Origin of the sequence: Campylobacter jejuni, from assembly GCF_049221745.1 — a bacterium.
GTDB classification, from domain to species: Bacteria; Campylobacterota; Campylobacteria; order Campylobacterales; family Campylobacteraceae; genus Campylobacter_D; species Campylobacter_D jejuni_E.
Map to the genome: position 1 here is coordinate 35,516 of NZ_JBMJAO010000009.1, position 20,792 is coordinate 56,307.

At 29.8% G+C, this 20,792-nt stretch carries 26 protein-coding genes, 1 other RNA gene and 1 pseudogene; 17 read left to right on the forward strand and 11 right to left on the reverse strand.

The annotated features are described in order from the left end of the window. The first annotated feature begins 110 nt into the window (after window positions 1-110). The 5 genes from ACOTU8_RS07050 (at window position 111) to ACOTU8_RS07070 (ending at window position 4,406) form a co-directional block, all read left to right on the forward strand. Window positions 111-851 carry a (Fe-S)-binding protein gene (locus ACOTU8_RS07050; RefSeq protein ID WP_422342318.1) on the forward strand — a complete coding sequence of 247 codons (741 nt, stop codon included), beginning with the start codon at window positions 111-113 and terminating at the stop codon, window positions 849-851. Beyond that, the gene (locus tag ACOTU8_RS07055; RefSeq protein WP_422342319.1) at window positions 848-2,287 is read left to right on the forward strand and encodes a LutB/LldF family L-lactate oxidation iron-sulfur protein; all 1,440 of its coding nucleotides are present in this window, start codon (window positions 848-850) and stop codon (window positions 2,285-2,287) included. The genes ACOTU8_RS07050 and ACOTU8_RS07055 overlap by 4 nt, the downstream gene beginning before the upstream one ends. Continuing rightward, window positions 2,280-2,936, forward strand: coding sequence for a LutC/YkgG family protein (locus ACOTU8_RS07060; protein ID WP_422342320.1), 657 nt, complete (start codon window positions 2,280-2,282; stop codon window positions 2,934-2,936). Before ACOTU8_RS07055 ends, ACOTU8_RS07060 begins: the two co-directional genes overlap by 8 nt. Window positions 2,937-3,078: 142 nt before the next feature. Next, on the forward strand, window positions 3,079-3,705 hold the full coding sequence (locus ACOTU8_RS07065; protein WP_422342321.1) for a bacteriohemerythrin: 627 nt from the start codon (window positions 3,079-3,081) through the stop codon (window positions 3,703-3,705). Between the two features lie 11 nt (window positions 3,706-3,716). Then, window positions 3,717-4,406 (forward strand): bacteriohemerythrin, encoded by a 690-nt coding sequence (locus ACOTU8_RS07070; RefSeq protein WP_422342322.1) that lies wholly within the window; start codon window positions 3,717-3,719, stop codon window positions 4,404-4,406. 259 nt (window positions 4,407-4,665) lie between these two features. On the opposite strand, the gene sppA is transcribed toward ACOTU8_RS07070, so the two are convergent. Continuing rightward, window positions 4,666-5,541 carry a signal peptide peptidase SppA gene (gene sppA, locus ACOTU8_RS07075; protein WP_422342323.1) on the reverse strand — a complete coding sequence of 292 codons (876 nt, stop codon included), beginning with the start codon at window positions 5,539-5,541 and terminating at the stop codon, window positions 4,666-4,668. Beyond that, window positions 5,529-6,755, reverse strand: a complete 1,227-nt coding sequence (gene mqnF, locus ACOTU8_RS07080) for an aminofutalosine deaminase family hydrolase (RefSeq protein ID WP_422342324.1) — start codon at window positions 6,753-6,755, stop codon at window positions 5,529-5,531. The genes sppA and mqnF overlap by 13 nt, the downstream gene beginning before the upstream one ends. A gap of 90 nt (window positions 6,756-6,845) precedes the next feature. On the opposite strand from mqnF, the gene aroQ reads away from it, so the two are divergent. From aroQ to mnmA, 10 genes are read left to right on the forward strand one after another with little or no spacing between them, the layout of a single operon-like run. Beyond that, window positions 6,846-7,325 (forward strand): type II 3-dehydroquinate dehydratase, encoded by a 480-nt coding sequence (gene aroQ / locus ACOTU8_RS07085; protein ID WP_422342325.1) that lies wholly within the window; start codon window positions 6,846-6,848, stop codon window positions 7,323-7,325. Beyond that, window positions 7,325-7,798, forward strand: coding sequence for a 2-amino-4-hydroxy-6-hydroxymethyldihydropteridine diphosphokinase (gene folK / locus ACOTU8_RS07090; RefSeq protein WP_422342326.1), 474 nt, complete (start codon window positions 7,325-7,327; stop codon window positions 7,796-7,798). Before aroQ ends, folK begins: the two co-directional genes overlap by 1 nt. 9 nt (window positions 7,799-7,807) lie before the next feature. Further along, window positions 7,808-9,262, forward strand: coding sequence for a flagellar biosynthesis protein FlhF (gene flhF / locus ACOTU8_RS07095; RefSeq protein WP_422342327.1), 1,455 nt, complete (start codon window positions 7,808-7,810; stop codon window positions 9,260-9,262). Further along, a complete protein-coding gene (gene flhG, locus ACOTU8_RS07100) occupies window positions 9,255-10,121 on the forward strand; it encodes a flagella biosynthesis ATPase FlhG (RefSeq protein WP_422342328.1) in 867 nt (288 codons plus the stop codon). Before flhF ends, flhG begins: the two co-directional genes overlap by 8 nt. 18 nt (window positions 10,122-10,139) lie before the next feature. Continuing rightward, on the forward strand, window positions 10,140-10,496 hold the full coding sequence (locus tag ACOTU8_RS07105; protein ID WP_002854547.1) for a hypothetical protein: 357 nt from the start codon (window positions 10,140-10,142) through the stop codon (window positions 10,494-10,496). Continuing rightward, window positions 10,477-11,169, forward strand: coding sequence for an RNA polymerase sigma factor FliA (gene fliA, locus ACOTU8_RS07110; protein WP_422342347.1), 693 nt, complete (start codon window positions 10,477-10,479; stop codon window positions 11,167-11,169). The genes ACOTU8_RS07105 and fliA overlap by 20 nt, the downstream gene beginning before the upstream one ends. Beyond that, the gene (gene fliM, locus ACOTU8_RS07115) at window positions 11,169-12,248 is read left to right on the forward strand and encodes a flagellar motor switch protein FliM (protein ID WP_376798500.1); all 1,080 of its coding nucleotides are present in this window, start codon (window positions 11,169-11,171) and stop codon (window positions 12,246-12,248) included. The genes fliA and fliM overlap by 1 nt, the downstream gene beginning before the upstream one ends. Then, a complete protein-coding gene (gene fliY, locus ACOTU8_RS07120; protein WP_422342329.1) occupies window positions 12,245-13,087 on the forward strand; it encodes a flagellar motor switch protein FliY in 843 nt (280 codons plus the stop codon). The genes fliM and fliY overlap by 4 nt, the downstream gene beginning before the upstream one ends. A 56-nt stretch (window positions 13,088-13,143) precedes the next feature. Beyond that, window positions 13,144-13,749, forward strand: a complete 606-nt coding sequence (locus ACOTU8_RS07125; RefSeq protein ID WP_422342330.1) for a TIGR00730 family Rossman fold protein — start codon at window positions 13,144-13,146, stop codon at window positions 13,747-13,749. Next, entirely contained in the window at window positions 13,749-14,765 is a 1,017-nt protein-coding gene (gene mnmA / locus ACOTU8_RS07130; RefSeq protein WP_422342331.1) for a tRNA 2-thiouridine(34) synthase MnmA, read from the forward strand. Before ACOTU8_RS07125 ends, mnmA begins: the two co-directional genes overlap by 1 nt. A gap of 27 nt (window positions 14,766-14,792) precedes the next feature. Here the strand turns inward: mnmA and ACOTU8_RS07135 are convergent, their stop codons facing one another. The 8 genes and pseudogenes from ACOTU8_RS07135 to ffs form a co-directional block, all read right to left on the reverse strand. Then, entirely contained in the window at window positions 14,793-14,972 is a 180-nt protein-coding gene (locus ACOTU8_RS07135; protein ID WP_422342348.1) for a hypothetical protein, read from the reverse strand. Continuing rightward, window positions 14,970-15,110: pseudogene (locus tag ACOTU8_RS07140) on the reverse strand (hypothetical protein); the annotation flags it as partial. The pseudogene ACOTU8_RS07140 and the gene ACOTU8_RS07135, both read right to left, overlap by 3 nt. Continuing rightward, window positions 15,043-15,267, reverse strand: coding sequence for an anion permease (locus ACOTU8_RS07145; RefSeq protein WP_422342349.1), 225 nt, complete (start codon window positions 15,265-15,267; stop codon window positions 15,043-15,045). The pseudogene ACOTU8_RS07140 and the gene ACOTU8_RS07145, both read right to left, overlap by 68 nt. A 52-nt stretch (window positions 15,268-15,319) precedes the next feature. After that, window positions 15,320-15,568, reverse strand: coding sequence for an anion permease (locus ACOTU8_RS07150; protein ID WP_422342350.1), 249 nt, complete (start codon window positions 15,566-15,568; stop codon window positions 15,320-15,322). 2 nt (window positions 15,569-15,570) lie between these two features. Further along, entirely contained in the window at window positions 15,571-15,666 is a 96-nt protein-coding gene (locus tag ACOTU8_RS07155) for an anion permease (protein WP_422342332.1), read from the reverse strand. A 44-nt stretch (window positions 15,667-15,710) separates the two neighbouring features. Then, window positions 15,711-15,851: a hypothetical protein gene (locus ACOTU8_RS07160; RefSeq protein ID WP_422342333.1), complete on the reverse strand. Its 141-nt coding sequence runs from the start codon at window positions 15,849-15,851 to the stop codon at window positions 15,711-15,713. A gap of 30 nt (window positions 15,852-15,881) precedes the next feature. Then, entirely contained in the window at window positions 15,882-16,148 is a 267-nt protein-coding gene (locus ACOTU8_RS07165; protein WP_422342334.1) for an anion permease, read from the reverse strand. Between the two features lie 163 nt (window positions 16,149-16,311). After that, window positions 16,312-16,409: signal recognition particle sRNA small type (ffs, locus tag ACOTU8_RS07170), an RNA gene on the reverse strand. A 189-nt stretch (window positions 16,410-16,598) separates the two neighbouring features. Here ffs and ACOTU8_RS07175 point away from each other — a divergent pair. Both ACOTU8_RS07175 and ACOTU8_RS07180 read left to right on the forward strand, forming a co-directional pair. Further along, window positions 16,599-17,276, forward strand: coding sequence for a hemerythrin family protein (locus tag ACOTU8_RS07175; protein WP_422342335.1), 678 nt, complete (start codon window positions 16,599-16,601; stop codon window positions 17,274-17,276). A 2-nt stretch (window positions 17,277-17,278) separates the two neighbouring features. Then, window positions 17,279-19,150 carry a flagellar assembly protein A gene (locus tag ACOTU8_RS07180; protein ID WP_422342351.1) on the forward strand — a complete coding sequence of 624 codons (1,872 nt, stop codon included), beginning with the start codon at window positions 17,279-17,281 and terminating at the stop codon, window positions 19,148-19,150. A 3-nt stretch (window positions 19,151-19,153) separates the two neighbouring features. Here the strand turns inward: ACOTU8_RS07180 and flgE are convergent, their stop codons facing one another. Beyond that, a complete protein-coding gene (gene flgE, locus ACOTU8_RS07185) occupies window positions 19,154-20,791 on the reverse strand; it encodes a flagellar hook-basal body complex protein (RefSeq protein ID WP_422342336.1) in 1,638 nt (545 codons plus the stop codon). Between the last annotated feature and the right edge of the window lies 1 nt (window position 20,792).

The following is a 20,792-nucleotide window of genomic DNA, read 5'->3' on the forward strand; positions in this document are numbered from 1 at the left end:
TAAGTTTTATATCAGCAAATATTCATTTTTAGAATATTTGCTGAAAATTTTACTTTGCTTTTATTTTTACAGGATTAGGATATTTATCCTAAATTATCCCAAAAGGAGAAATGATGAAAAAAGTGTATTTTTACGCCACATGTTTAGGAACTGCTGCTATACAACAAAGCGTTTTAAATGCAATAAAGCTTTTAAGACGTGAAGGTATTGAAGTGATTTTTAAAAAAAATCAAACTTGTTGTGCTCAACCTTCTTTTAACTCAGGTTATTTTGATGAAAGTCGTGAGATTGCTTTATATAATGTAGATTTATTTGATAAAGATTATCCTATCGTTGTGCCAAGCGGTTCTTGTGCGGGTATGATGAGTCATGACTATAAAGAACTTTTTAAAAACAGACCTGAATTTTCCAAAATAAAAGACTTTAGCTCTAGGGTAATAGAACTTTCACAATATCTTGATGAAGTTTTAAAAGTAGATTATAAAGATAAAGGCACACCTATAAAAGTAACTTGGCATTCTAATTGTCATGCTTTAAGGGTGCAAAAAAGCATACAAGCGAGTAAAAATCTTATCAAAAAACTAAAAAATGTAGAATTAGTAGAACTTCAATATGAAGAAGAATGCTGTGGTTTTGGAGGAACCTTTTCAGTAAAAGAGCCTGAAATTTCAAATGCTATGGTAAGAAGCAAAATCAAAGATATACAAAATAGCGGTGTAAAATACCTTATCAGTGGCGATGGAGGTTGTCTTTTAAATATAGATGGCACAATGAAAAGAATGGGTTTAGATATAAAAGGTATACATTTATATGACTTTTTACTTAAACGCTTAGAAGGAGAAAGACTATGAGTCAAAAAATTCCTCACGAACAAATCGTTCAAATTAAACTCAACGACAAACAAATGCAAGAAAACTTAATAAATGCTATGCATACTTTGCAAAAAAATAGACTCAATGTTATTGACGCAAAATTTAAAGACTGGCAAGGTTTAAGAGCTAAAGCAAAACAAGCTAAAAATAACGCCTTAATGAGTTTAGAAGAAAGACTTTTAGAATTTGAAAAAAATGCTACAAACAATGGAATTATAGTGCATTGGGCAAGTAGTGATGAAGATGCCTGTGAAATCGTCTATGAAATCATGAAAGAAAAAAATATTACCAAGCTTTTAAAAGGTAAATCTATGGCAAGCGAAGAAATAGGCCTAAATCACTACCTAGAAAAAAAAGGTTTAAAAGCTATAGAAACCGATCTTGGAGAGCTTATTTTACAACTTAACGAAGAGCCTCCTTTACATATAGTTGTACCTGCTATACATAGAAACCGTCATGAAATAGGACAAATTTTCAAAGAAAAATTAGGAGCAAATTTAGAAAACGATGAACCTGAAAGTTTAAATGCGGTAGCTAGAGAACATTTAAGAAAAGATTTTGAAGGGTTAAAACTTGGACTTAGTGGAGTAAATTTTGCTATGTCAAAAGAAGGAGCCTTTTGGCTCATAGAAAATGAAGGAAATGGTAGAATGTGTACTACAGCACCTGATATTCATATCGCACTTTGTGGTATAGAAAAAGTTATGGAAAGTTTTGAAGATGCAGCTACTATGGTTTCTTTACTCACTCCTTCAGCTACAGGACAATTTATCCCAACTTATAACAATATTATTACAGGTCCTAGAAAAAATGGGGATTTAGACGGCCCTAAAGAAGTACATGTGATTTTATTTGACCATAATCGCTCTAAAATATTGGCTCATGAGGATTACCATGAAGCTTTGCGTTGTATTCGATGTGGGGCTTGTATGAATTTTTGCCCTGTTTATGATCAAATCGGCGGGCATGCTTATCAGACCACTTATCCAGGACCTATAGGAGAAGTAATCAGTCCTAATATCTTTGGCATAGATCACACAGGAGATATTTTAAATTTCTGTTCACTTTGTGGACGTTGTTCTGAAGTTTGTCCAGTGCAAATTCCTTTGGCTGATCTGATTAGAAAATTAAGGTGCGATAAAATAGGACAAGGTACAAATCCGCCTTTAGGTATAAACAATGTTCATCACAATGCCTTGGAAGCCTTTACCTTTAAACAATTTAAAAATATCGCAACCAATGGTGATAAATGGCGTTTTTCACTTTCAAAAGTACATTATTTCAATTGGGTAGTACAAAATTTTGCGGGGGTTTTACCTGTAATTAAAAAATGGTACGCTTTTAAAGAATTACCTCAAATTAAAATGGATCTTTATAAAGAAATCCAAGATTTAGAAGGAGTAAGCTATGAGTAAAATCGATGAAATTTCAAGCAAAAGCAAAGCAAGTATTTTAGAATATCTCAAAAAAGCTTATAAAAAAACAGATTTTACACGCATTGAAAGTATAGATCCTGTAGAACATATTCAAACTACTGAAGATATGCTTACAGAAATGAAACAAAAAATGAGCGATAATAAATACATCGTTGAAAACGCTACTAAAGATACCTTGGAAGAAAAAATCAATGAAATTGTCGCAAAATATGGCTTTAAAAGTATGATTTATGGGGCGGATTTAAATTTAAATTTAGAACAAATCAAGGCAGAAAAGAAGATTTGCTTTGATAAAGAAATCGAAAATCTAAGATCTGAAGTTTTTCATAGTGATTTTTCCATCATTCACGCAAGAGCAGGGGTAAGTTCTCACGGAGTTGCACTTATACCTTCAAGTAAAGCCCAACCTAGAATGCTAAGCCTTGCACCTAAACTTTGTATAGTACTGCTTAAAAAAGAAAATATAGTCAAAAGTCTTAGCGAAGCTTTAAATTTAGTAAAAAAAGAAAATGAGATCTTACCAACCAATATCTTATTTATTGCAGGACCTTCAAGAACAGCAGATATAGAGCTTATAACTGTTTTTGGCGTTCATGGACCGCAAATTGCACATATTATCATATATTGATTCTCACTTTAATAGAATCAATATATTCTTAATCTTTTATGTATTCATAAAATAATAAAATAATTTCTAATTAATTCTTAATTAAAGTAATATTAGTTACAATAACATTATAATTTTAAATTATAATAATTGAGGATATATTTTGGATAAACTTATTCCACTTTGGAGTGAAAAATATAGCATCAATAACGAAATAGATATTCAGCATCAAAAACTTTTTGAACTTGGAATAAAAGTTGAAAATGCTGTTTTTAAATTTGTAAAACGAGAAGAACTAAAAGAAATCTTAATAGAACTCTTTTATTACATGAAAGAACATTTTCATGATGAAGAAAATTATATGAATGAGATAAAATATCCCTATTTAAATGAACATAAAACAATGCATAAAGTCATTATTCGCAATATGTCCCACTTAATAAAAAATATCAAAACAACCAATGACTTGAAAGAAAAACTCTATATTATAATATCAGAATGGCTTTTAGAACATATTTTACATCATGATATAATGATAAAACATTGGAAAGAAAATAATGATAATGCAGTTCAAAACTTAGAAAATAATGATAATGCAGTTCAAAACTTAGAAAATAATGATAATGCAGTTCAAAACTTAGAAAATAAAATAGAATTTATTTATTCTTGTCCATGCAAGACAACCCATATTTTATCCTATAATGAACATCTAAGTATTTTATATCGTAACAAAATTTTAAAATGTAAAAACTGCAAAAAAAATTTATTTTATTTAAAAAATCTAGTATAAAAGAGAGAGAAATGGTGCCAAAATGGAACAAAAGTTTTAGTGTTCATAATGCCAAAATAGATGCACAGCATAAAAAACTTTTTGATCTTGCAGGTAAAGTTGAATTTATGCTTGAAAAACCTATATATAAAGAAAATTTAAAACTTTTATTAAATGAGTTTTTTGATTATATGAAAGAACATTTTTACGATGAAGAAAAATATATGGAACTTATTGGATATCCAGAGCTAGAACAACATAAAAAAATTCATAAAGAAATCATAAAAGCTATGATAAAAATTATTAAAAATGCTAAAACAACTAACGACTTAAAAGAAAAACTTTATATAGTTTCAAGAAAATGGCTTTTAGAGCATATCTTATATGAAGATATGAAAGTAGAACGGTATAGAATGACTTCTTTAATAACTGAAGATAATAAAGAAGTAAGTTTTAAAACGATAGAGGAAGAAGAAATAAAAGAAATAAAAGAAGAAATAAAAGAAATAAAAGAAGAAATAAAAGAAATAAAAGAAGAAATAAAAGAAATAAAAGAAGAAAAAAAAGAAGAAAAAAAAGAAATGCATCTTTATAGTTGCGAATGCATAGGTCAAATACATGATGTGCCTTTTAACATACATACAAAAATCCAGCTTAAAGGAGTTAATTTTAAATGTAGAAAATGTAAAAAGAATTTAAAATTTTATAAAAATATTTTTTAATTCATAATTATTTATAAAATTAAAATAAAAATTAAAAACTCTAAGAAATTTCTTGTAATTTTAACCACAATAAAATAAAAATAATTCAAGCAAATATTTTCAAATAGCTATAATTTATTTTTTATTTTTCAAAATTTATAAAAACAAAATTTTAAAAGTATTATTTTCGCATTTAAATCATAGTTAAATACTTTGCCAAATATAATTGTTCAAGTCTTATATTAAAGTATAAATTTTAATTATTTTAAATCATAATCCATTATTTAACAATATAAAAAATATTGGCTAAATTTTTATTTATCATACTTGATATTTGCTCTCCTAAATGATTAAAAAATTTATCAATCTTATCTTCTTTTTTCCAAGAAGGATTTGAAACATTAGCAAGTTTTTCAAGTTCTTTTTTAGCATTTTCATAATTACTAAGCTCATCTATAAGACCAAGCTCCTTAGCCTTAGCAGATAAAAACACTCTTGCGTTTGCCCACTGATCTTTTTTATTAAGATCTAATGCTCTTTCCTTGGCAACAAAACCTGTAAAAAGATCATAGCTTTGATCAATTAAGCCCTGTAAAAAATTTCTCTCATCCTCACTCCAAGCTCTCGCAAAAGTCCCAGCACTTTTAAATTCACCCGCTTGTATAGTTTGTTCTTTAATGCCGAGTTTATTAGCCAATCCACTTAAATCAGCTCCTTGCATAATCACACCGATAGAGCCTATAAAACTTGCCGGATTAGCTAAAATTTTACTTGCTCCAACTCCTGCTAAATAACTTCCGCTTGCCATAGTTCCGCTTGCATAAACAAGCACAGGCTTTTTAATTTTTAAATCCTTTATAGCTAGAGCTAGTTCCATACTAGGAGCAAAAGCTCCACCAGGAGAGTCTATAACAAAAAGCACTCCTTTGATATTACTATCATTTTTAGCATTGATAATTTTTTCAAGTACTTGAGAACTATCAAAAATTTCACCTTTTAAATCAATGCGTTCTAGATTTGCAAGATTAGAACTTGAATTTGCGTTTGGAATGAAAATCCACATAATAATTAACAACAAAACAAAAGTTTTAAAATAAGTATTGATAAATTTTATACCATACCCTAAAATCTTAAAAAATAATTTTAAATTTTGCATTCTTTTCCTTTTATAAATAATTTATCTACCTCTTTGGCATTTAAAATAAATTGCAAAGGAGCTTGCTTTTTATCACATTCTCCCAATTCAAACACACTAAAATCAGCTATTTTTCCTTTTTTAAGCTCTCCTAATTCTAAATTTAAAGCCTTTGCAGGATAAAGTGTTGCCATTTGCAAAAGCTTAGGTGCTAATTTTAACAAATCAAAATCTGTATGCACAAGCAAATTTGCACGCATTTCATCAAGTAAAGATAAAGAAATATTAGAACTAAGTCCATCAGTTCCTAAATGGATATTCAAACCACTTTTTAAAGCTTCTTTTAAACCAAAACTTTTTTGACTTAATAGACGATTTGAAAAGGCACAATGTGTTATAGAATGTAAATTTTTATCCAAGCATTCATATTCTTTTAAATACACACAATGTGTAAAAAGAGTTCTTACCTCTTTAAAAAGCCTAATAAAATCCTTTGGAGTATAAAAAGGCTGATTTAACATAAAATTTCCAAGCCATTTTTTAAACCCCCCTTTGGCCTTTCTAAGCCAAACATTTTCAACTCTACTTTCTAAAAAATGAGTGCTTACTAATAAATTTTGCTTTTTAGCCAAATCAAGCACAAAAGAAGCCAAACTAGGATGGGTAGAATAAGGAGAATGAACAGAAATAGCTGGGATAAAAAAATCATTTTTAAATTTTAAAGAATTTTCAAATCTTTTTAAAAATTCTTGCTTTTTATCTTCGATTTGATTTTCATTTGTGCCTAAAATTTCATTAAAAAATACTACACGCATTCCATTTTGACTTGCTTTTAAACAAGGATTTAAATCACTCCCAAAACTTGAAATTTCACCTATAGTCCCTATACCACTTTTTTGCATTTTTTTAATATTTTGAAGTATTAGTTCTTCTTTAGCCTGCAAATTTAATATAGAACGAGAATTTATAACACTCTTAAGCCAAATTAAAAATTCTCCAAAATGCAAAGTTGTAGAATTCGCACTAAATTCCAAATGCGTATGAGGGTTTATAAAAGCAGGCAAAATGACTGAATTTTTAGGTATTTTTATGAGCTTAGCTTTGGGATATTTTTTTTTTAAAAAATCAAAATCACCTAGTTCTAAAATTTTATCTTCAAAAACAAGAGCTTGATTTTCTAATATTGTAAAATCTTTATCACATAAAAAAAGATATCTTGCAAAAACTATAAACACAATTTTCCTTTCAAAAATTACATTGTAGCAAAAATTTATTTTTAAAATGTTATAATAAAAGGTTAAAAATAAATTTTTAAGGCTAAATCCATGAAAATAATGATTATTCAAGGCCCAAATGTCAATATGCTTGGCGTAAGAGAAGTGGGAATTTATGGTGCAATGAAAATGGAAGAAATTCATGAACAAATGAAACTTGCAGCATCACAGAATAATGTAGAACTTGACTTTTTTCAAAGTAATTTTGAAGGCGAAATTGTAGATAAAATTCAAGAATGTCTTGGAACAGTCGATGGAATCATTATCAATGCAGCAGGTTATACTCATACTTCAATAGCTATTCGAGATGCTATTGCAGCAGTAGCTTTGCCTACAATTGAAGTACACATTAGCAATATTTATCGCAGAGAAGAATTTCGCCAAAAAAGTCTTATAGCTCCTGTATGCTCTGGGTCTATTGTAGGTTTTGGTCCTTTTGGCTATCACTTGGCTTTAATGGGTGTAATTCAAATTTGCGAGCAAATAAAAAATTTGCGCGCAATGCAACAAGCACAACAAGCAAGCAAATAATGCTAAAAATAAAAGGAACAAAACGCTTTGAAAAAAGTCGTTTTTTTCCTTTTTTTAGTCAAAATATACGTTCTTTTAAATATTTAGCCCTTATAGGCTTAGGAAGCAATATAGAGTCTGAAAAAAAAAGATTTGATATGCTTTTTAGGGTCATGATGGATGATAAAAGATTTAAAATTTTATCAACATCTCCTATGTTGATCAATGAAGCCTTTGGTTTTAAAGAACAAAAAGATTTTACTAATGCAGTTATGCTTATACAAACTAATTTGCATGCACGAGCACTTTTGAAAGTTTTACTTTATTATGAAGTAAAATTTAAACGCAAGAGAATTTTCAAAAACGCTCCTAGAACGCTTGATTTAGATCTTTTATACTTTTCACAAAAAGTCAAGCGTGATAAGTGGTGTGAGGTGCCTCATAAAGGGGCTAAAGAAAGAGTGAGTGTAATTTTGCCTTTAGGCATGATATAAGGAATATAAATGGGACAACTTATACATACTTTTACTGTTGAAGATACGGAACAAATTATACCCAAAGTAAAAGAAGATTACGGAGATAAAGCTTTAATTATAACAAATAAACAAATTCGTCCTAAAACCTTAAATCGCAGTGCACTTTATGAGGTTATGGTAGCCATAGAAGAAAGCGACTATGAAGAGCACTTAAAAAAACAAGGAAAATCTTTACCTGCAAAAAAAAGCTCGCCAAAACCATCTTCTACCTCTCTTGCAGAAGAAAAAATCAGATCTCAAATCCCTCAAGAAGATGACGATGTAGTCTTGGATTTCTCAAACACTCGCTTAAATACAAATTTAAACACTGTAAAAAACAATGACTTAACTAAAAGAACCTATCAAGATTTTCCACAAAACAAAATCAACCCTCATCAAAATAAGACTCTAGGCTTTGATGATTTTAAAGAAAAACTAAGTGAAGTTAGTAATGAAATTTCTAAAGTTACAAACACACCTTTAGAAAATTACACCCCTAATCCAAATTATAATAAAAAAATAGAAAATTTTGAAAAGCAATTTGAAAAACAAATCAACAAGCTTAACGATAAAATAGATCTTCTTGCAGATATGATGTGGGATGATAAAGCTGAAGCTAGAAAAAATCTTATGATACCTCCTGAATTTGCAAGCATTTATAAACAAGCCAAAGAAAGTGGAATGCTTGAAAATCATTTAGAAGCGATTATGAAAGCAACTATAGAAAATATGCCAGCTGCTATGAAAACCAATAAAGATGCAGTTCAAAGATATTTTCACTCACTTTTAAGAAATATCTTGCCTTGTCGTGTTGAAAATGAAATTAAAAAGCAAAAAATTATGATGCTAGTGGGCCCAACTGGAGTTGGAAAAACAACAACCTTAGCCAAGTTAGCTTTTCGCTATGCTTATGGAGATAAGCGTTATAAAACAGGTATTATTACGCTTGATACTTATAGAATCGGTGCGGTTGAGCAGCTTTTTCAGTATGCAAAAATGATGAAACTTCCTATTATTGATAGCATAGAACCAAAGGATTTAGATGAAGCGATAAAAAGCTTAAATAATTGCGAAGTAATTTTAGTTGATACTATAGGAAATTCACAATACGATCAAAGTAAACTTGCTAAAACTAAAGAATTTTTAATGCACTCAAATGCAGAAATTGATGTAAATTTAGTGGTTTCTGCAAACACCAAGCATGAAGATTTAATGGAAATTTATAAAAATTTTTCATTCTTAAATATTGATACTTTGATTATTACTAAATTTGATGAAACAAAGGTTTTTGGAAATATCTTCTCTCTTATTTATGAAACAAATATTCCTCTAAGCTTTTTCTCTACAGGACAAGAAGTGCCAGATGATTTAGAAGTAGCCAATAGTGATTTTCTAGTTCATTGTATTTTAGAAGGGTTTAACAAAGGAAAAAATAATGAATAATCAAGCAAATAAACTTCGCAATCTCATGAGTCAAAATGGAACCAAAAAATCCCAAAACACTCATTTTATAGCTATTACAAGTGGAAAAGGTGGCGTTGGAAAAAGTACTATTAGCGCAAATCTAGCCAATGTTTTAGCAAATAATGGCTATAAAGTTGGGCTTTTTGATGCTGATATTGGCTTGGCAAATTTGGATGTCATTTTAAATGTACGCATACAAAAAAACCTCTTGCATGTTTTACGCGGAGAATGCTCCTTGGAAGATATTTTAATAGAAGTTAAGCCAAATTTATGGCTTATTCCAGGCGAAAGCGGAGACGAGATTTTAAAATATAATGATAAAAATATTTATGAAAGATTTTTAAACCAAGCAAGTATTTTAGATGAACTTGATTTTCTTATTATTGATACAGGTGCAGGTATTGGTGGAAATATTTTAAATTTTTTAGAAATAGCTGATGAAGTTATAGTTGTAACCGTTCCAGATCCTGCAGCAATCACTGATGCATATGCAACTATAAAAACAACTTCTAAGACAAAAGAAAATTTACTAATGCTCTTTAATGTTGTAAAAAATGAAAATGAAGCTTTAAAAGTGTTTGAAAATATTAAAAAAGTTGCAGATGCAAACATTAAAAATCCTTTAAATTTGGAATTTTTAGGACATTTAAGTGCTTCTAAAGATGTAAGTAGTAGTATTAAAAAAAGAACTTTATTTAGCGATGAAAACACAACCTCAAGCGATGAGATTAAAGCTCTAGCTTCCAAACTTTTATATAGATTGGAACGGAAAGTGCTTGATAATGTTTCAAATCGTAGTTTTTCAAGTTTTTTTAGAAAAATTATTGAAAGATTTTAGCAATAAAGAGAAGAGATTATGAGGCCAGAAAATTACGTAGCATTTTTTACTGTTTGTGGATTTTTTATAGGACTTGCATTTAGCATTATTAGTATAGATGAAGCCTTTGATATACTGATTTTTACTTGTTTTATTACTTTTATGTTTTATGTTTTTGTTCATATTGCTATTATGAATTTTATAGATGTAAAGAAAATTAGTGGTAGAATCTTTAATAAACATGATTATGAAAAAACTAGCAATAATATTATCAATGATTTAGTTATTCGTGAAAAGAAAATGGATATAATTTTAGAAAAGCTCAATGAAGAAAGAGAAGAGCTAAAGAAAAATGAATCCAAAGAAAGACGAAGAAATGCTAAAAGAGCCGCCTAAAGCTTATGCGCAAATGCTAAAGAAAGAGCAAGATGAGCTTGTGCTTTCTTATATGCCAGCTCTGCGTGCTATGGCTTTTAGACTAAAAGAACGCTTGCCTTCAAGCATAGATGTTAATGATCTTATTAGCATAGGCGTTGAAGAAATGATAAAGCTTTCACGCCGTTATGACAAAGAGCAAAATGATAATTTTTGGGGTTTTGCAAGAAAAAGAGTTAATGGTTCTATGCTTGATTATCTTAGAAGTCTTGATGTAATGAGTCGCAATAATCGCAAAATTATTAAAGATATTGATGCAATCATGGATGAATATTTCCTTGAACATGAATGCGAACCTGATGATGAATACCTAGCCAAAAAACTTGATTTAGACATAGAAAAAATCAAAGAAGTAAGAACAGCTCATGCTATTAGCTATACCCTGCCCATCGATGAGCAAATCGAACTTTATAATGAAGACAATACTTTAGAAAAAATTGAAAAAGAAGAACTTTTAGAAAAAATTCACGAAGTGCTAGATGATCTTAAAGAGCGCGATCAGTTAATCATTCAGCTTTATTATTATGAAGAATTAAGCCTAAAAGAAATCAGTGAAATTTTACAAATCAGTGAAAGCAGAATTTCACAAATTCACAAAAAACTTCTTAAAAAACTTAGAGAAAGGCTAGTGTAATGGCTGAGATACTTTCCCAAGAAGAAATTGATGCTTTACTTGAAGTTGTTGATGATAATACCGACACGCCTATAACCTCAAATTCAAAAGATGAAAAAGATGAAAGAAATATCGTTGTATACGATTTTAAGCGTCCAAACAGAGTTTCAAAAGAACAACTTAGGACGATTAAAGGCATACATGATAAATTGGCAAGAAATTTAGCCTCTCAAATTTCATCGATGATGAGAAGTATTGTTGAAACTAAACTTCATTCAGTCGATCAGATGACTTATGGAGAGTTTTTAATGTCTTTACCAAGCCCAACAAGTTTTAACGTTTTTTCTATCAAACCTTTAGATGGAAACTGTGTTTTAGAAATCAATCCAAGCATAGCTTTTCCTATGATAGACAGGCTTTTAGGTGGTCAAGGCGATAGCTATGAAGCTTCACGTGAGCTTACGGATATTGAGCTTAATTTACTTGATTCTATCTTGCGTATTATTATGCAAAGACTTAAAGAAAGCTGGGCTACTGTAACTGAAATTTATCCTAGTATAGAAGCTAAAGAATCAAGTCCAAATGTTGTACAAATTGTATCTCAAAACGAAATTGTTATCATGGTGGTAATGGAAATCATCATAGGAAATTCAAGCGGCATGGTAAATATCTGCTATCCTGTAGTGCATTTAGAAAGTATATTAAGCCGTTTGGCAAACCGCGACATTATGATGGGTGAAACCTCAGCCAAAAAATCACGTAACAAAGAACTTAAAACTTTAATCGGTCGTGCTGAAGTAGTATATGAGGCAATTTTAGGAAAAACATTAATTAATGTTCATGAATTTTTAGAACTTAAACAAGGCGATATCTTAAGACTTGATAGAGAAGCAGATGATAAAGCCATAGTAAGTATTGATAAAAAAGATGTTTTCTTAGCACAAATTGGATTGCATCGTTTTAGAAAATCTATTAAAATTTTAGAACTCATACGCACAGATAAAGATGAAATCAAAGAAATTTTGGAAAAATACGAAGAAGAACGTAAAGCTAAAGCTAGCGTTTATGATGAGCCTGAAGAGGAGGATGAAGAAATATGATCAATGATTTTTTAAAAATGTTTACAAATGAATGCATCAGCACCATTGAAGGTTTAACAGGAAAAAGTGCTGAATTTAGCGAATATAAAGAATTTGATGTCAATGCAAGCGATACTTTAAAAGCACCTTTAGTGTATGCTATATTTGATATAGCAAATAGTGGAAAAATAGGAATTTTAGCCGGTGCTGTTTTAATGAGCGCTATTGGCGAATGGATGATGGGTGAAGAAGAAATATCTAAAAACGATAACCTAGGTCCTGATGAAATGGATGCAGCCAAAGAAGCCATCCAAAACATCATTTCAGCATTTTCTACAACCTTAGGAGCTCAAAAAGACATTCCAAAAATGGATTTTAGTATAGAATCTTGTGAATTTGTGTCTGAAAGTGTAGATTTTAAAGATTTTAAAAAATTATTTTTATATGATGTTAAAATAAGCGATCTAGAAGAACAAGTTTCTTTAGCTATGGATCAAACACTCCATAACATCCTAAGCGGGAAACCTGCTGAAACAGGAAATGTAAGCACTGATTCTAATCACAATACCGAAGAAAAAGCAATCGTACTTAACGAAGAACTTAAAAACATTAATCTTATCATGGATGTACGTTTACCTGTACGTGTACGTATAGGAAATAAAAAAATGCTTTTAAAAGATGTTTTAACCATGGATATAGGTTCGGTTGTCGAACTTAATCAACTGGCAAACGATCCACTTGAAATTTTAATTGGAGATAAAAGAATTGCTTATGGTGAAGTGGTAATTGTCGATGGAAATTTTGGCGTCCAAATCACAGAAATCGGTTCTAAAAAAGAGAGATTGGAACAATTAAGATAAAATTATAAAAAATTAGCTATAATGAAAATTTATAGTTTTGCTAAAAAAGGTATTTAATGAATACAAAAATCATAAAAGATGTTGAAAAATTTGAAAATATACCCGAGCTAGAAAAAGCTATTACTTTTTTTGGTTCAGCAAGACTTAAAGAAGATAACTTTTATTATCAGCAAGCTAAAATTTTAGCACAAAAATGTGTTAAAAATGGTTTTTGTGTTATAAGCGGTGGAGGTGGTGGCATTATGCGTGCAGCCAACGAAGGTGCTTTTTCACAAAAAAACAATACAAATTCAATGAGTTCTATAGGGTTTAATATATTTTTACCTCACGAGCAAAAACTTAATGATTTTGTAGAATACAACATTACTTTTGAGAGCTTAGCCATACGCAAAATGGCTCTTATTGAAAAGAGCCTAGCTTTTGTGATCTTCCCAGGCGGCTTTGGAACACTTGATGAATTATGTGAAATTCTAACACTAAAACAACTAGAATTTAAAAAAGATGTTCCTATTATATTGTTTGGGAATGAATTTTGGCGAGGTTTTGATGAGTTCGTCAGAAATTCTTTACTCAAACTTGAAGTGATTTCTAAAGGAGATGAGTTAAAGTATAAAATCACTGACGACTTGGATTTTATAATTAATACTTTAAAGGAAATTTAATGAAAATTCTAGTCGCTATGAGCGGTGGAGTTGATAGTACAGTCACTGCTTATAAACTTAAAAATTTAGGTCATGAAGTTATAGGTTGTTATATGAAGCTTCATGGCAAACCAAATTACCACGAAGAAAATATCAAAAAAGTAGAAAAAGTTGCAAATTTTTTACAAATTCCTTATCATATTTTAGACTTACAAGAAGATTTTAAAAACAAAGTTTATATGCCTTTTGTGGATACTTATAAAGAGGGTAAAACACCAAATCCTTGTGCTTTATGCAACCGTTTTATCAAACTTGGAAAACTTTTAGAATTTGCTAAAAGTTTAGGTTGTGAAAAACTTGCCACAGGGCATTATGCAAGACTTGAAAACAACTTAATAAAAATCGCAGTAGATGAAAACAAGGATCAAAGCTATTTTTTAGCTAGTGCAGATAAAGAAGCTTTAAAATATCTTATTTTTCCGCTAGGTGAAATGAAAAAAGAAGATGTGAAAAAATTTGCTTCAACTATAGAGGTTTTAAAATCTTTTGCCACTCAAAAGGAAAGTTCTGAAATTTGCTTTGTTGAAGATACTTATGTGCAAGTTTTAGATCAGTTTATGGATACAAAAATTCCTGGAGAAGTATTAGATAGTAGCGGAAAAGTAGTAGGCAAACATGAGGGCTATATGCACTATACCATAGGCAAAAGAAGAGGCTTTGAAGTGCGTGGGGCACATGAGCCACATTTTGTTTTAAAAATCAATCCTAAGCAAAATCAAATCATCGTAGGAACCAAAGAAGAACTTAAAATCAGTGAATTTAATCTAAAAAATATCAATCTTTTTATAGACGCTAAAGAATTTGATTGCGAAGTAAAAATCCGCTATCGTTCAAAATCCACACCTTGCAAGGTAGAAATTTATGAAGATAAAAGCGCAAAAATCACTCTAAAAGATCCTGTTTATGGACTTGCTAGCGGACAAATGGCAGTCTTTTATGATCATGATAAAGTCATAGCAAGCGGTTTTATAGAATAATTTCTAGGAATTAATTCCTAGAAATTATTAATAAAATCCTAAAATTTTCCACCAAATAAGTCCAACAGCTATCATCACTACTATATCAACTATGAAAATCACAAAACCTATACTCCACCATTTTTTAAGAGTTACATAGTGAGTTAATGCCATCATTACAAGAGCTGAAAACCATACTAAAGTATTCCAAGCAGCTTTTTCAGCCAAAACTTCTCCAAAAGTTAAAACTCCGCTAATCGATACTAAAGACAATCCAAGCAAAGCTACGCTAGTTGCATCAAGAGAAATTCCAAAAAAACAAGCCCAAAGCTCCAGCCCATAAACGTAAAAGCGAGACAAAAACACTGAGCATGACTTGTTCACTATTTTTCATTTTTCCAAGTTCTTTTAATTTATCTTTAGCAAAAATGGAAGCATTAGGCGTGGATTTAATTTCTGGCGGTGAGAGAAAATAAAGCACCAAAGGCATCAAAAGCATAGCAGCTATACCAGGTAAAAACATCCCTAAAGCCCATTGCCCCCAAGTTAAATGCACTTCTAAATTGTAGCTTGTGCTAAAGATCAACCACTAAAGGATTTGGAGCTGTAGCTGTAATGAACATAGCTGATGAAATAGGATTGGCTTGATAATTTACCAAAGAAAGATAAGTGCCTATTTTATTTTGCGTTCCATCTTCAGGAGTGGATTTAAAACTTCTTGCAATAGCTTGAACTATAGGATTTATGATAGCCCCTGCTCTTGCAGTATTTGAAGGAGTAACTGGAGCTAAAATGGTTTCACAAAAAGCTATAGAATAAGCAATACCTAAGGTTTTTTACCAAAAATACTGATAAAATGATAAGCCAAACGCTCTCCAAGTCCTGTTTTAATAACTCCACGAGCCACAATAATAGAAATCACTATAAGCCAAATAGGAGAATTTGAAAAACCACTTAAAGCGTCTTTTATACCCGTTTTAGATTTTCAATTTGATAATTTACATCTGTGCTTGATTTTAAAATTTCATCAACTTTTGCTTTTAAATTTCTACTTATATTAGCATTGATTAAAGCTTGTAAGATAGCGTCTTCAACTGCCTCATCCATAGTTGTTTTTATAAATATTAGAATTATCTCTTAAAAAATTCCCTCAAGAGTTTTTATATGTGTAGCGCGCACAGAACTTTGAGTAGTGGTAATGCCGCTAAGAGCTACTATGGCAATAGTTATCATACAAACAGCCCCCAAAGGCATTACTTGTAAAATCACCGCCATAATCACAGCAATAAAAAGCCCAAGAAAATGCCAAGAATTATCTTCCAAACCTACAGGAGTAGGCATAATCCAAAACACAGCTGCAATTAAAACACACAGCACCAACAAGGGAATTTTCTTTCTATCCATTGTTTATCCTTTGATATTGGTAATGTAATTTACAATGCTTAAATTCTAAATTAACTAATATTTTAATAAATATTAAAATTATAATTTTTAAATAAATTTTTAATTTATAAAAAAGCTAGCCTAAATTTGAAAAATAAATAGGGAATTTTAAAATGAAGAAAACCCTTTCCCAGATAACTGCGGCACACACTAAAATCAAGTGCTCTGCTGTGTTCCCACCCTGAAGCGGTGCTTAAAAATAGCATTGCACAGGTCTAAGAAAAGGCTCAGTAATTATATCACAATATACTTAAAAAGCCTTGATCTATAAAAACTAAATATAAAAATGCATAAATATGCAACAAATTAGTTATATTTTATATAAATTTTTAAAATTCATTTGTAAAATTATTACTTTATTTTCCAAAAAAACGATTATAAAGGGTAACTATTACAGTAAAGGAAAAAAATATGGAAGTTAAATGGAGTAAAGATTTTAGCATCAAAAACATACAATTGGATAAACAACACGAACTTATTTTTGAAATTGCTGAAATTGCAAACAATTTAGCTTTAAAAACTCAAGATAATGATGTGCAACACAAAAATGATTTAAAACAAGTTCTTACAAAATTATTCCAATATGTTAAAATTCATTTCAAAGATGAAGAAAAATTTATGGAAAGCATTGATTTTCCTTTGATTGAAGAACATAGAAAATCTCATCAAATATTATTAAAAAAGACTAAAGAACTTTTAGAACATTCAAATGATATTGTTAAAATGTCACAAGAACTTTCTATATTAACCAAAGATTGGATTTTAGATCATTTTGCTATCGAAGATTTATGGATAGCCAACTTCACAAAAAAAGCTCTACATCTTCAAGAGATTCACTATAATCTAGAGCAATACATAAAATTAAAATCGATTAGGCAAGATTTAAAGACTGAAAAAACCTATGATTATATTTGCAACTGTTATTTACGTACTCATGCAGTTCCACAAACCATACACGAAGAACTTGTTAGCAAAGAAAATACTTTAAAATGTGAAAAATGTGGGCAAATTTTAGTGCATTTAGATCATATTGATTTAAATCAAAATTATGAGATGTTAAATCATATCCTCGAAAACATAGGAGTGTAATGATGAGCTATGAAATAAAAACTTTAGAAACTTTCAATCCTTTTGAAAGTTTAAATCATGAACAAGCAAGCACAGAACAAATTCTTGATTTTAGGGTTATAGATTTTAAACTTCTATGCTCTAGCGTAAAACCAGCGAAAACAAAAACTTACGAAAGAAAGGATTTTGACTTATTTTATGCAGATGATTTTTTTGTAAAAAACTACAATACCATAATACAAAAATTTCTTATAGAAATTTATCCAAAAACCCAAAGTTTTCCTTTTACAATCAAACTTAGATCCAACTCCAACCTAACCTATCTAAAAGCCAGTATCAACCTTACAGAAAATTTTAAATATTACCCTAATTTAAAATTTGATATTTTGCAAAATATCTACAAAATAATGATCAAGCAAAAATTTTTAATCTTAAGACTTGATAAAAATTTATTTGACAAGATTGATGATTTTATCTTATCAATACAAAAAAATCCGTCTATTAAAGAAATAGAGCTTGAAATTGCCAAAGGTGTAGATAAGATTGAACATAAAAGTGATGAAATTATTTATCATAGAGATGTTAACGAAAAATGTTTTGATGAAAATATTAACTATGATGAAGGAAATTACTGCAAACCTATTGAAAAAAATGAGCTACTTTTTGAATACATTTATAGAATTCTTGGAAAAGAAGGACGAAATTTAAGAGGAGAAATCCTTCATTTAAATCCAATAGCTTTTTTTGATAATCCTTTTATCATAAAAGATGAAAGCATTTACACAGAAAAATTAGAAGATAGAATTAAATATTTTAGCGCCAATTATGGATTTTTAAATAAAGGCCGATCAGGATATAGCGTTACAAACAATTTAAAATTATCACAAGTAGGGCTTAAAACAACCGGTTCAATCAAAACAAATACTGATGAAAATATAAACTTAGAAATCACTAATTTTGATATAAGCGATGATGCTATTAAATCAGGTATTGTAAATGTCCAAGCCTCAGATATAAAAGTAAATGGAAGCATTGGAGCGACAAAACTTTATGGAAGAAATATCAGCATCAAAGGTTTAACTCATGCAAAAAGCGAAATTTTTGCACAAGATATTTTTATTACGACACACAAAGGAACTTTGCAAGCTGATACTGTGTATATAAAAAATTTAGAAAACGGGATAGTTATAGCTAAAAATGTATTTGTTGAAAACTGCATGGGTGGAAAAATAGAAGCAGAAAATATTTATATTTGCAATTTACTAACAGATAATACTTTATATCCAAGAAAAAATCTAATCATAACAAACAATATAAAATTTAAAAACAATATCGTAGTTTCGTCACTAGTTTCTATTGAAAACAACTCAGATACAGAATGTGAAAATCTTAAAAATCTAAGCCTTAAAATAAAAAGTAAGCTTGATGACACCATAAGCAAAATGCAAAATTATTATGATTATCTAATCAAAAATCAAATCAAAATCATCAAACTTCAAAAGACTAAAAATCCTAGCGCCATAGAAATGAAATTTTCAAATCTTTATCACGATATCATAAAAAAATACAATCATCTTAGCGTCTTGTACAAAAAACTTATAAAATTAAAATATCAAATTGATGCGAAATTAAATTTCTTAAATGAAATGGTTTATAATGTAAAAATATACATAAAAGCCGAAAATATCGGAGAGGATAATTTTTTAAAATTTTATCCTAAAACAAACACCGACCTTGAACTAAAACATCAAATAAATATAAAAGATTATGAAAAAGTTTTATATCTTGAAAAAGGACAACAAGCAAGCTATATTAAATCAAGTCATGATTACAGTGAAAGCGATATAGAAGAAATTAAAATTATTTTTGAAAAATTAAAAAAAGATAATTTCTAAAAATTATCTTTTCATATTAATAGCTTTTTGTATCATCTGATCGCTTGTGGTAATGCTTTTTGAGCTTGCATCAAAGGCTTTTTGAGTTACTATAAGATTTGAAAGCTCTACGCTTAAATCAACATTAGATTGTTCTAAAAAACCACCTTTAAATTTAGCTGTATTGACAACTTGACCATCTTTCATAATAAAACTTGGATCACCACTATTTGCCGTTGCTGCAAAGATATTATCACCCATAGCAGCCAATCCCTGCTCATTGATAAAATTATATAAAGCAAGCTTTCCAACTATAGCATTTTTACCATTGCTAAATTGTGCTACAATGCTTCCATCATCAGATATATCATATTGTTTAAAAAATCCTTCGGCTACACCATCTTGCTGTGTAACTACATTTTTTTCAACACCTTCTTTAATATAAATCCCACTATAACCCGAACCAGGTTTATTAGCATCATAAGGAGAACCTAAATCAATATTAATTGTTCCGCCATTTGGATTTGCAACGCTTGTAATATTGTTTTGAAGCAAAGCACCATTTTTATCAAAAACCATATTTCCTTCAGTCGGATTGCCTACGGCATTGCCATTAGAATCATAAATTTGTGCAATGGCTTTATATTGTATATTATCGCCTTCTTGCGGCAAAACTCTTTCAAGTGTAACCCTTAAAGTGCTTTTACTTCCATCTGCATTATAAATAGGGGATTCTAAAATATCTTTATTAGCTTTTTGTTGCTCTGTTGAAATTTGAGCTGTATCAAGCTTGATACTATTTTCATCCAAACCCTTTAAATCAAGCTCATTACTTTTAAAATTCAGATTTTCATCTAAAGTTGCTTCAAAGCTTTTTTTTACGCCATTATCGTCAGTGAAATTTAAAATGATTCTATCACCCGCTTTAGCACTAAACACATCTTCTTTGCTAACACTACCGCTAACTACATATTTTCCATCTTCGGTTTTTGTAATATTAAATTTACTAGGATCAAGATCCACTTTAACCACTTCTGTTGTTGTGTTAGTATTTAAACTTCCGCTCCATTTTACATTTTGAGTTACTTGAGGAGGTAAATACATATTCACAGGTACCTTAATAGCTCCTTGTGAAGCGGTTGTGCCTATACTGAAAGAATTATTTGAATTTACGGTAAAACCATTATTTACTGGAGTTCCTGTGTTAAGATAATCCCCCATAAGCCCAGCAACCCTATCGCTATAATTGATACCAGTAAAAGCAGGATTCATTGTTCCTAAAACAAAATTTCCATAAGAATCTACCAAATATCCATTTGCATCTCTTCTAAATGATCCATTTCTAGTATAGTAAGCATTGCCATCAGCCCCAAAAACCCCAAAAAATCCTTTTCCTTGCAAAGCCACATCAAATTCACTATCACTTGCCACAAGAGAACCTTGTTCAAAAACCACATTAGAAGAAGCTGATCCTGAGCCATATCCACCTTGAGCAGGATTAGTTGATTGAGTGGTTATGGTGCTATAAAAAACATCTTTAAATTGAGCATCAGAATACTTAAAACCTGTAGTATTAACATTAGCTATATTATTTGCATAAATATCAATACCAAAGCTATTTGTTTTAACCCCAGAAATTCCATTATAAAATGAATTCATCATG

Coding starts and splice junctions, on each gene's coding strand:
- ACOTU8_RS07060 (WP_422342320.1), top strand. CDS start 2,280: ATGAGTAAAATCGATGAAATTTCAAGCAAAAGCAAAGCAAGTATTTTA.
- ACOTU8_RS07070 (WP_422342322.1), top strand. CDS start 3,717: ATGGTGCCAAAATGGAACAAAAGTTTTAGTGTTCATAATGCCAAAATA.
- ACOTU8_RS07165 (WP_422342334.1), bottom strand. CDS start 16,148: ATGGATAGAAAGAAAATTCCCTTGTTGGTGCTGTGTGTTTTAATTGCA.
- folK (WP_422342326.1), top strand. CDS start 7,325: ATGCTAAAAATAAAAGGAACAAAACGCTTTGAAAAAAGTCGTTTTTTT.
- aroQ (WP_422342325.1), top strand. CDS start 6,846: ATGAAAATAATGATTATTCAAGGCCCAAATGTCAATATGCTTGGCGTA.
- ACOTU8_RS07160 (WP_422342333.1), bottom strand. CDS start 15,851: ATGGATGAGGCAGTTGAAGACGCTATCTTACAAGCTTTAATCAATGCT.
- fliM (WP_376798500.1), top strand. CDS start 11,169: ATGGCTGAGATACTTTCCCAAGAAGAAATTGATGCTTTACTTGAAGTT.
- ACOTU8_RS07050 (WP_422342318.1), top strand. CDS start 111: ATGATGAAAAAAGTGTATTTTTACGCCACATGTTTAGGAACTGCTGCT.
- ACOTU8_RS07125 (WP_422342330.1), top strand. CDS start 13,144: ATGAATACAAAAATCATAAAAGATGTTGAAAAATTTGAAAATATACCC.
- sppA (WP_422342323.1), bottom strand. CDS start 5,541: ATGCAAAATTTAAAATTATTTTTTAAGATTTTAGGGTATGGTATAAAA.
- flgE (WP_422342336.1), bottom strand. CDS start 20,791: ATGATGAATTCATTTTATAATGGAATTTCTGGGGTTAAAACAAATAGC.
- ACOTU8_RS07175 (WP_422342335.1), top strand. CDS start 16,599: ATGGAAGTTAAATGGAGTAAAGATTTTAGCATCAAAAACATACAATTG.
- fliY (WP_422342329.1), top strand. CDS start 12,245: ATGATCAATGATTTTTTAAAAATGTTTACAAATGAATGCATCAGCACC.
- flhF (WP_422342327.1), top strand. CDS start 7,808: ATGGGACAACTTATACATACTTTTACTGTTGAAGATACGGAACAAATT.
- mnmA (WP_422342331.1), top strand. CDS start 13,749: ATGAAAATTCTAGTCGCTATGAGCGGTGGAGTTGATAGTACAGTCACT.
- ACOTU8_RS07180 (WP_422342351.1), top strand. CDS start 17,279: ATGAGCTATGAAATAAAAACTTTAGAAACTTTCAATCCTTTTGAAAGT.
- ACOTU8_RS07105 (WP_002854547.1), top strand. CDS start 10,140: ATGAGGCCAGAAAATTACGTAGCATTTTTTACTGTTTGTGGATTTTTT.
- fliA (WP_422342347.1), top strand. CDS start 10,477: ATGCTAAAAGAGCCGCCTAAAGCTTATGCGCAAATGCTAAAGAAAGAG.
- flhG (WP_422342328.1), top strand. CDS start 9,255: ATGAATAATCAAGCAAATAAACTTCGCAATCTCATGAGTCAAAATGGA.
- ACOTU8_RS07055 (WP_422342319.1), top strand. CDS start 848: ATGAGTCAAAAAATTCCTCACGAACAAATCGTTCAAATTAAACTCAAC.
- ACOTU8_RS07145 (WP_422342349.1), bottom strand. CDS start 15,267: ATGTTTTTACCTGGTATAGCTGCTATGCTTTTGATGCCTTTGGTGCTT.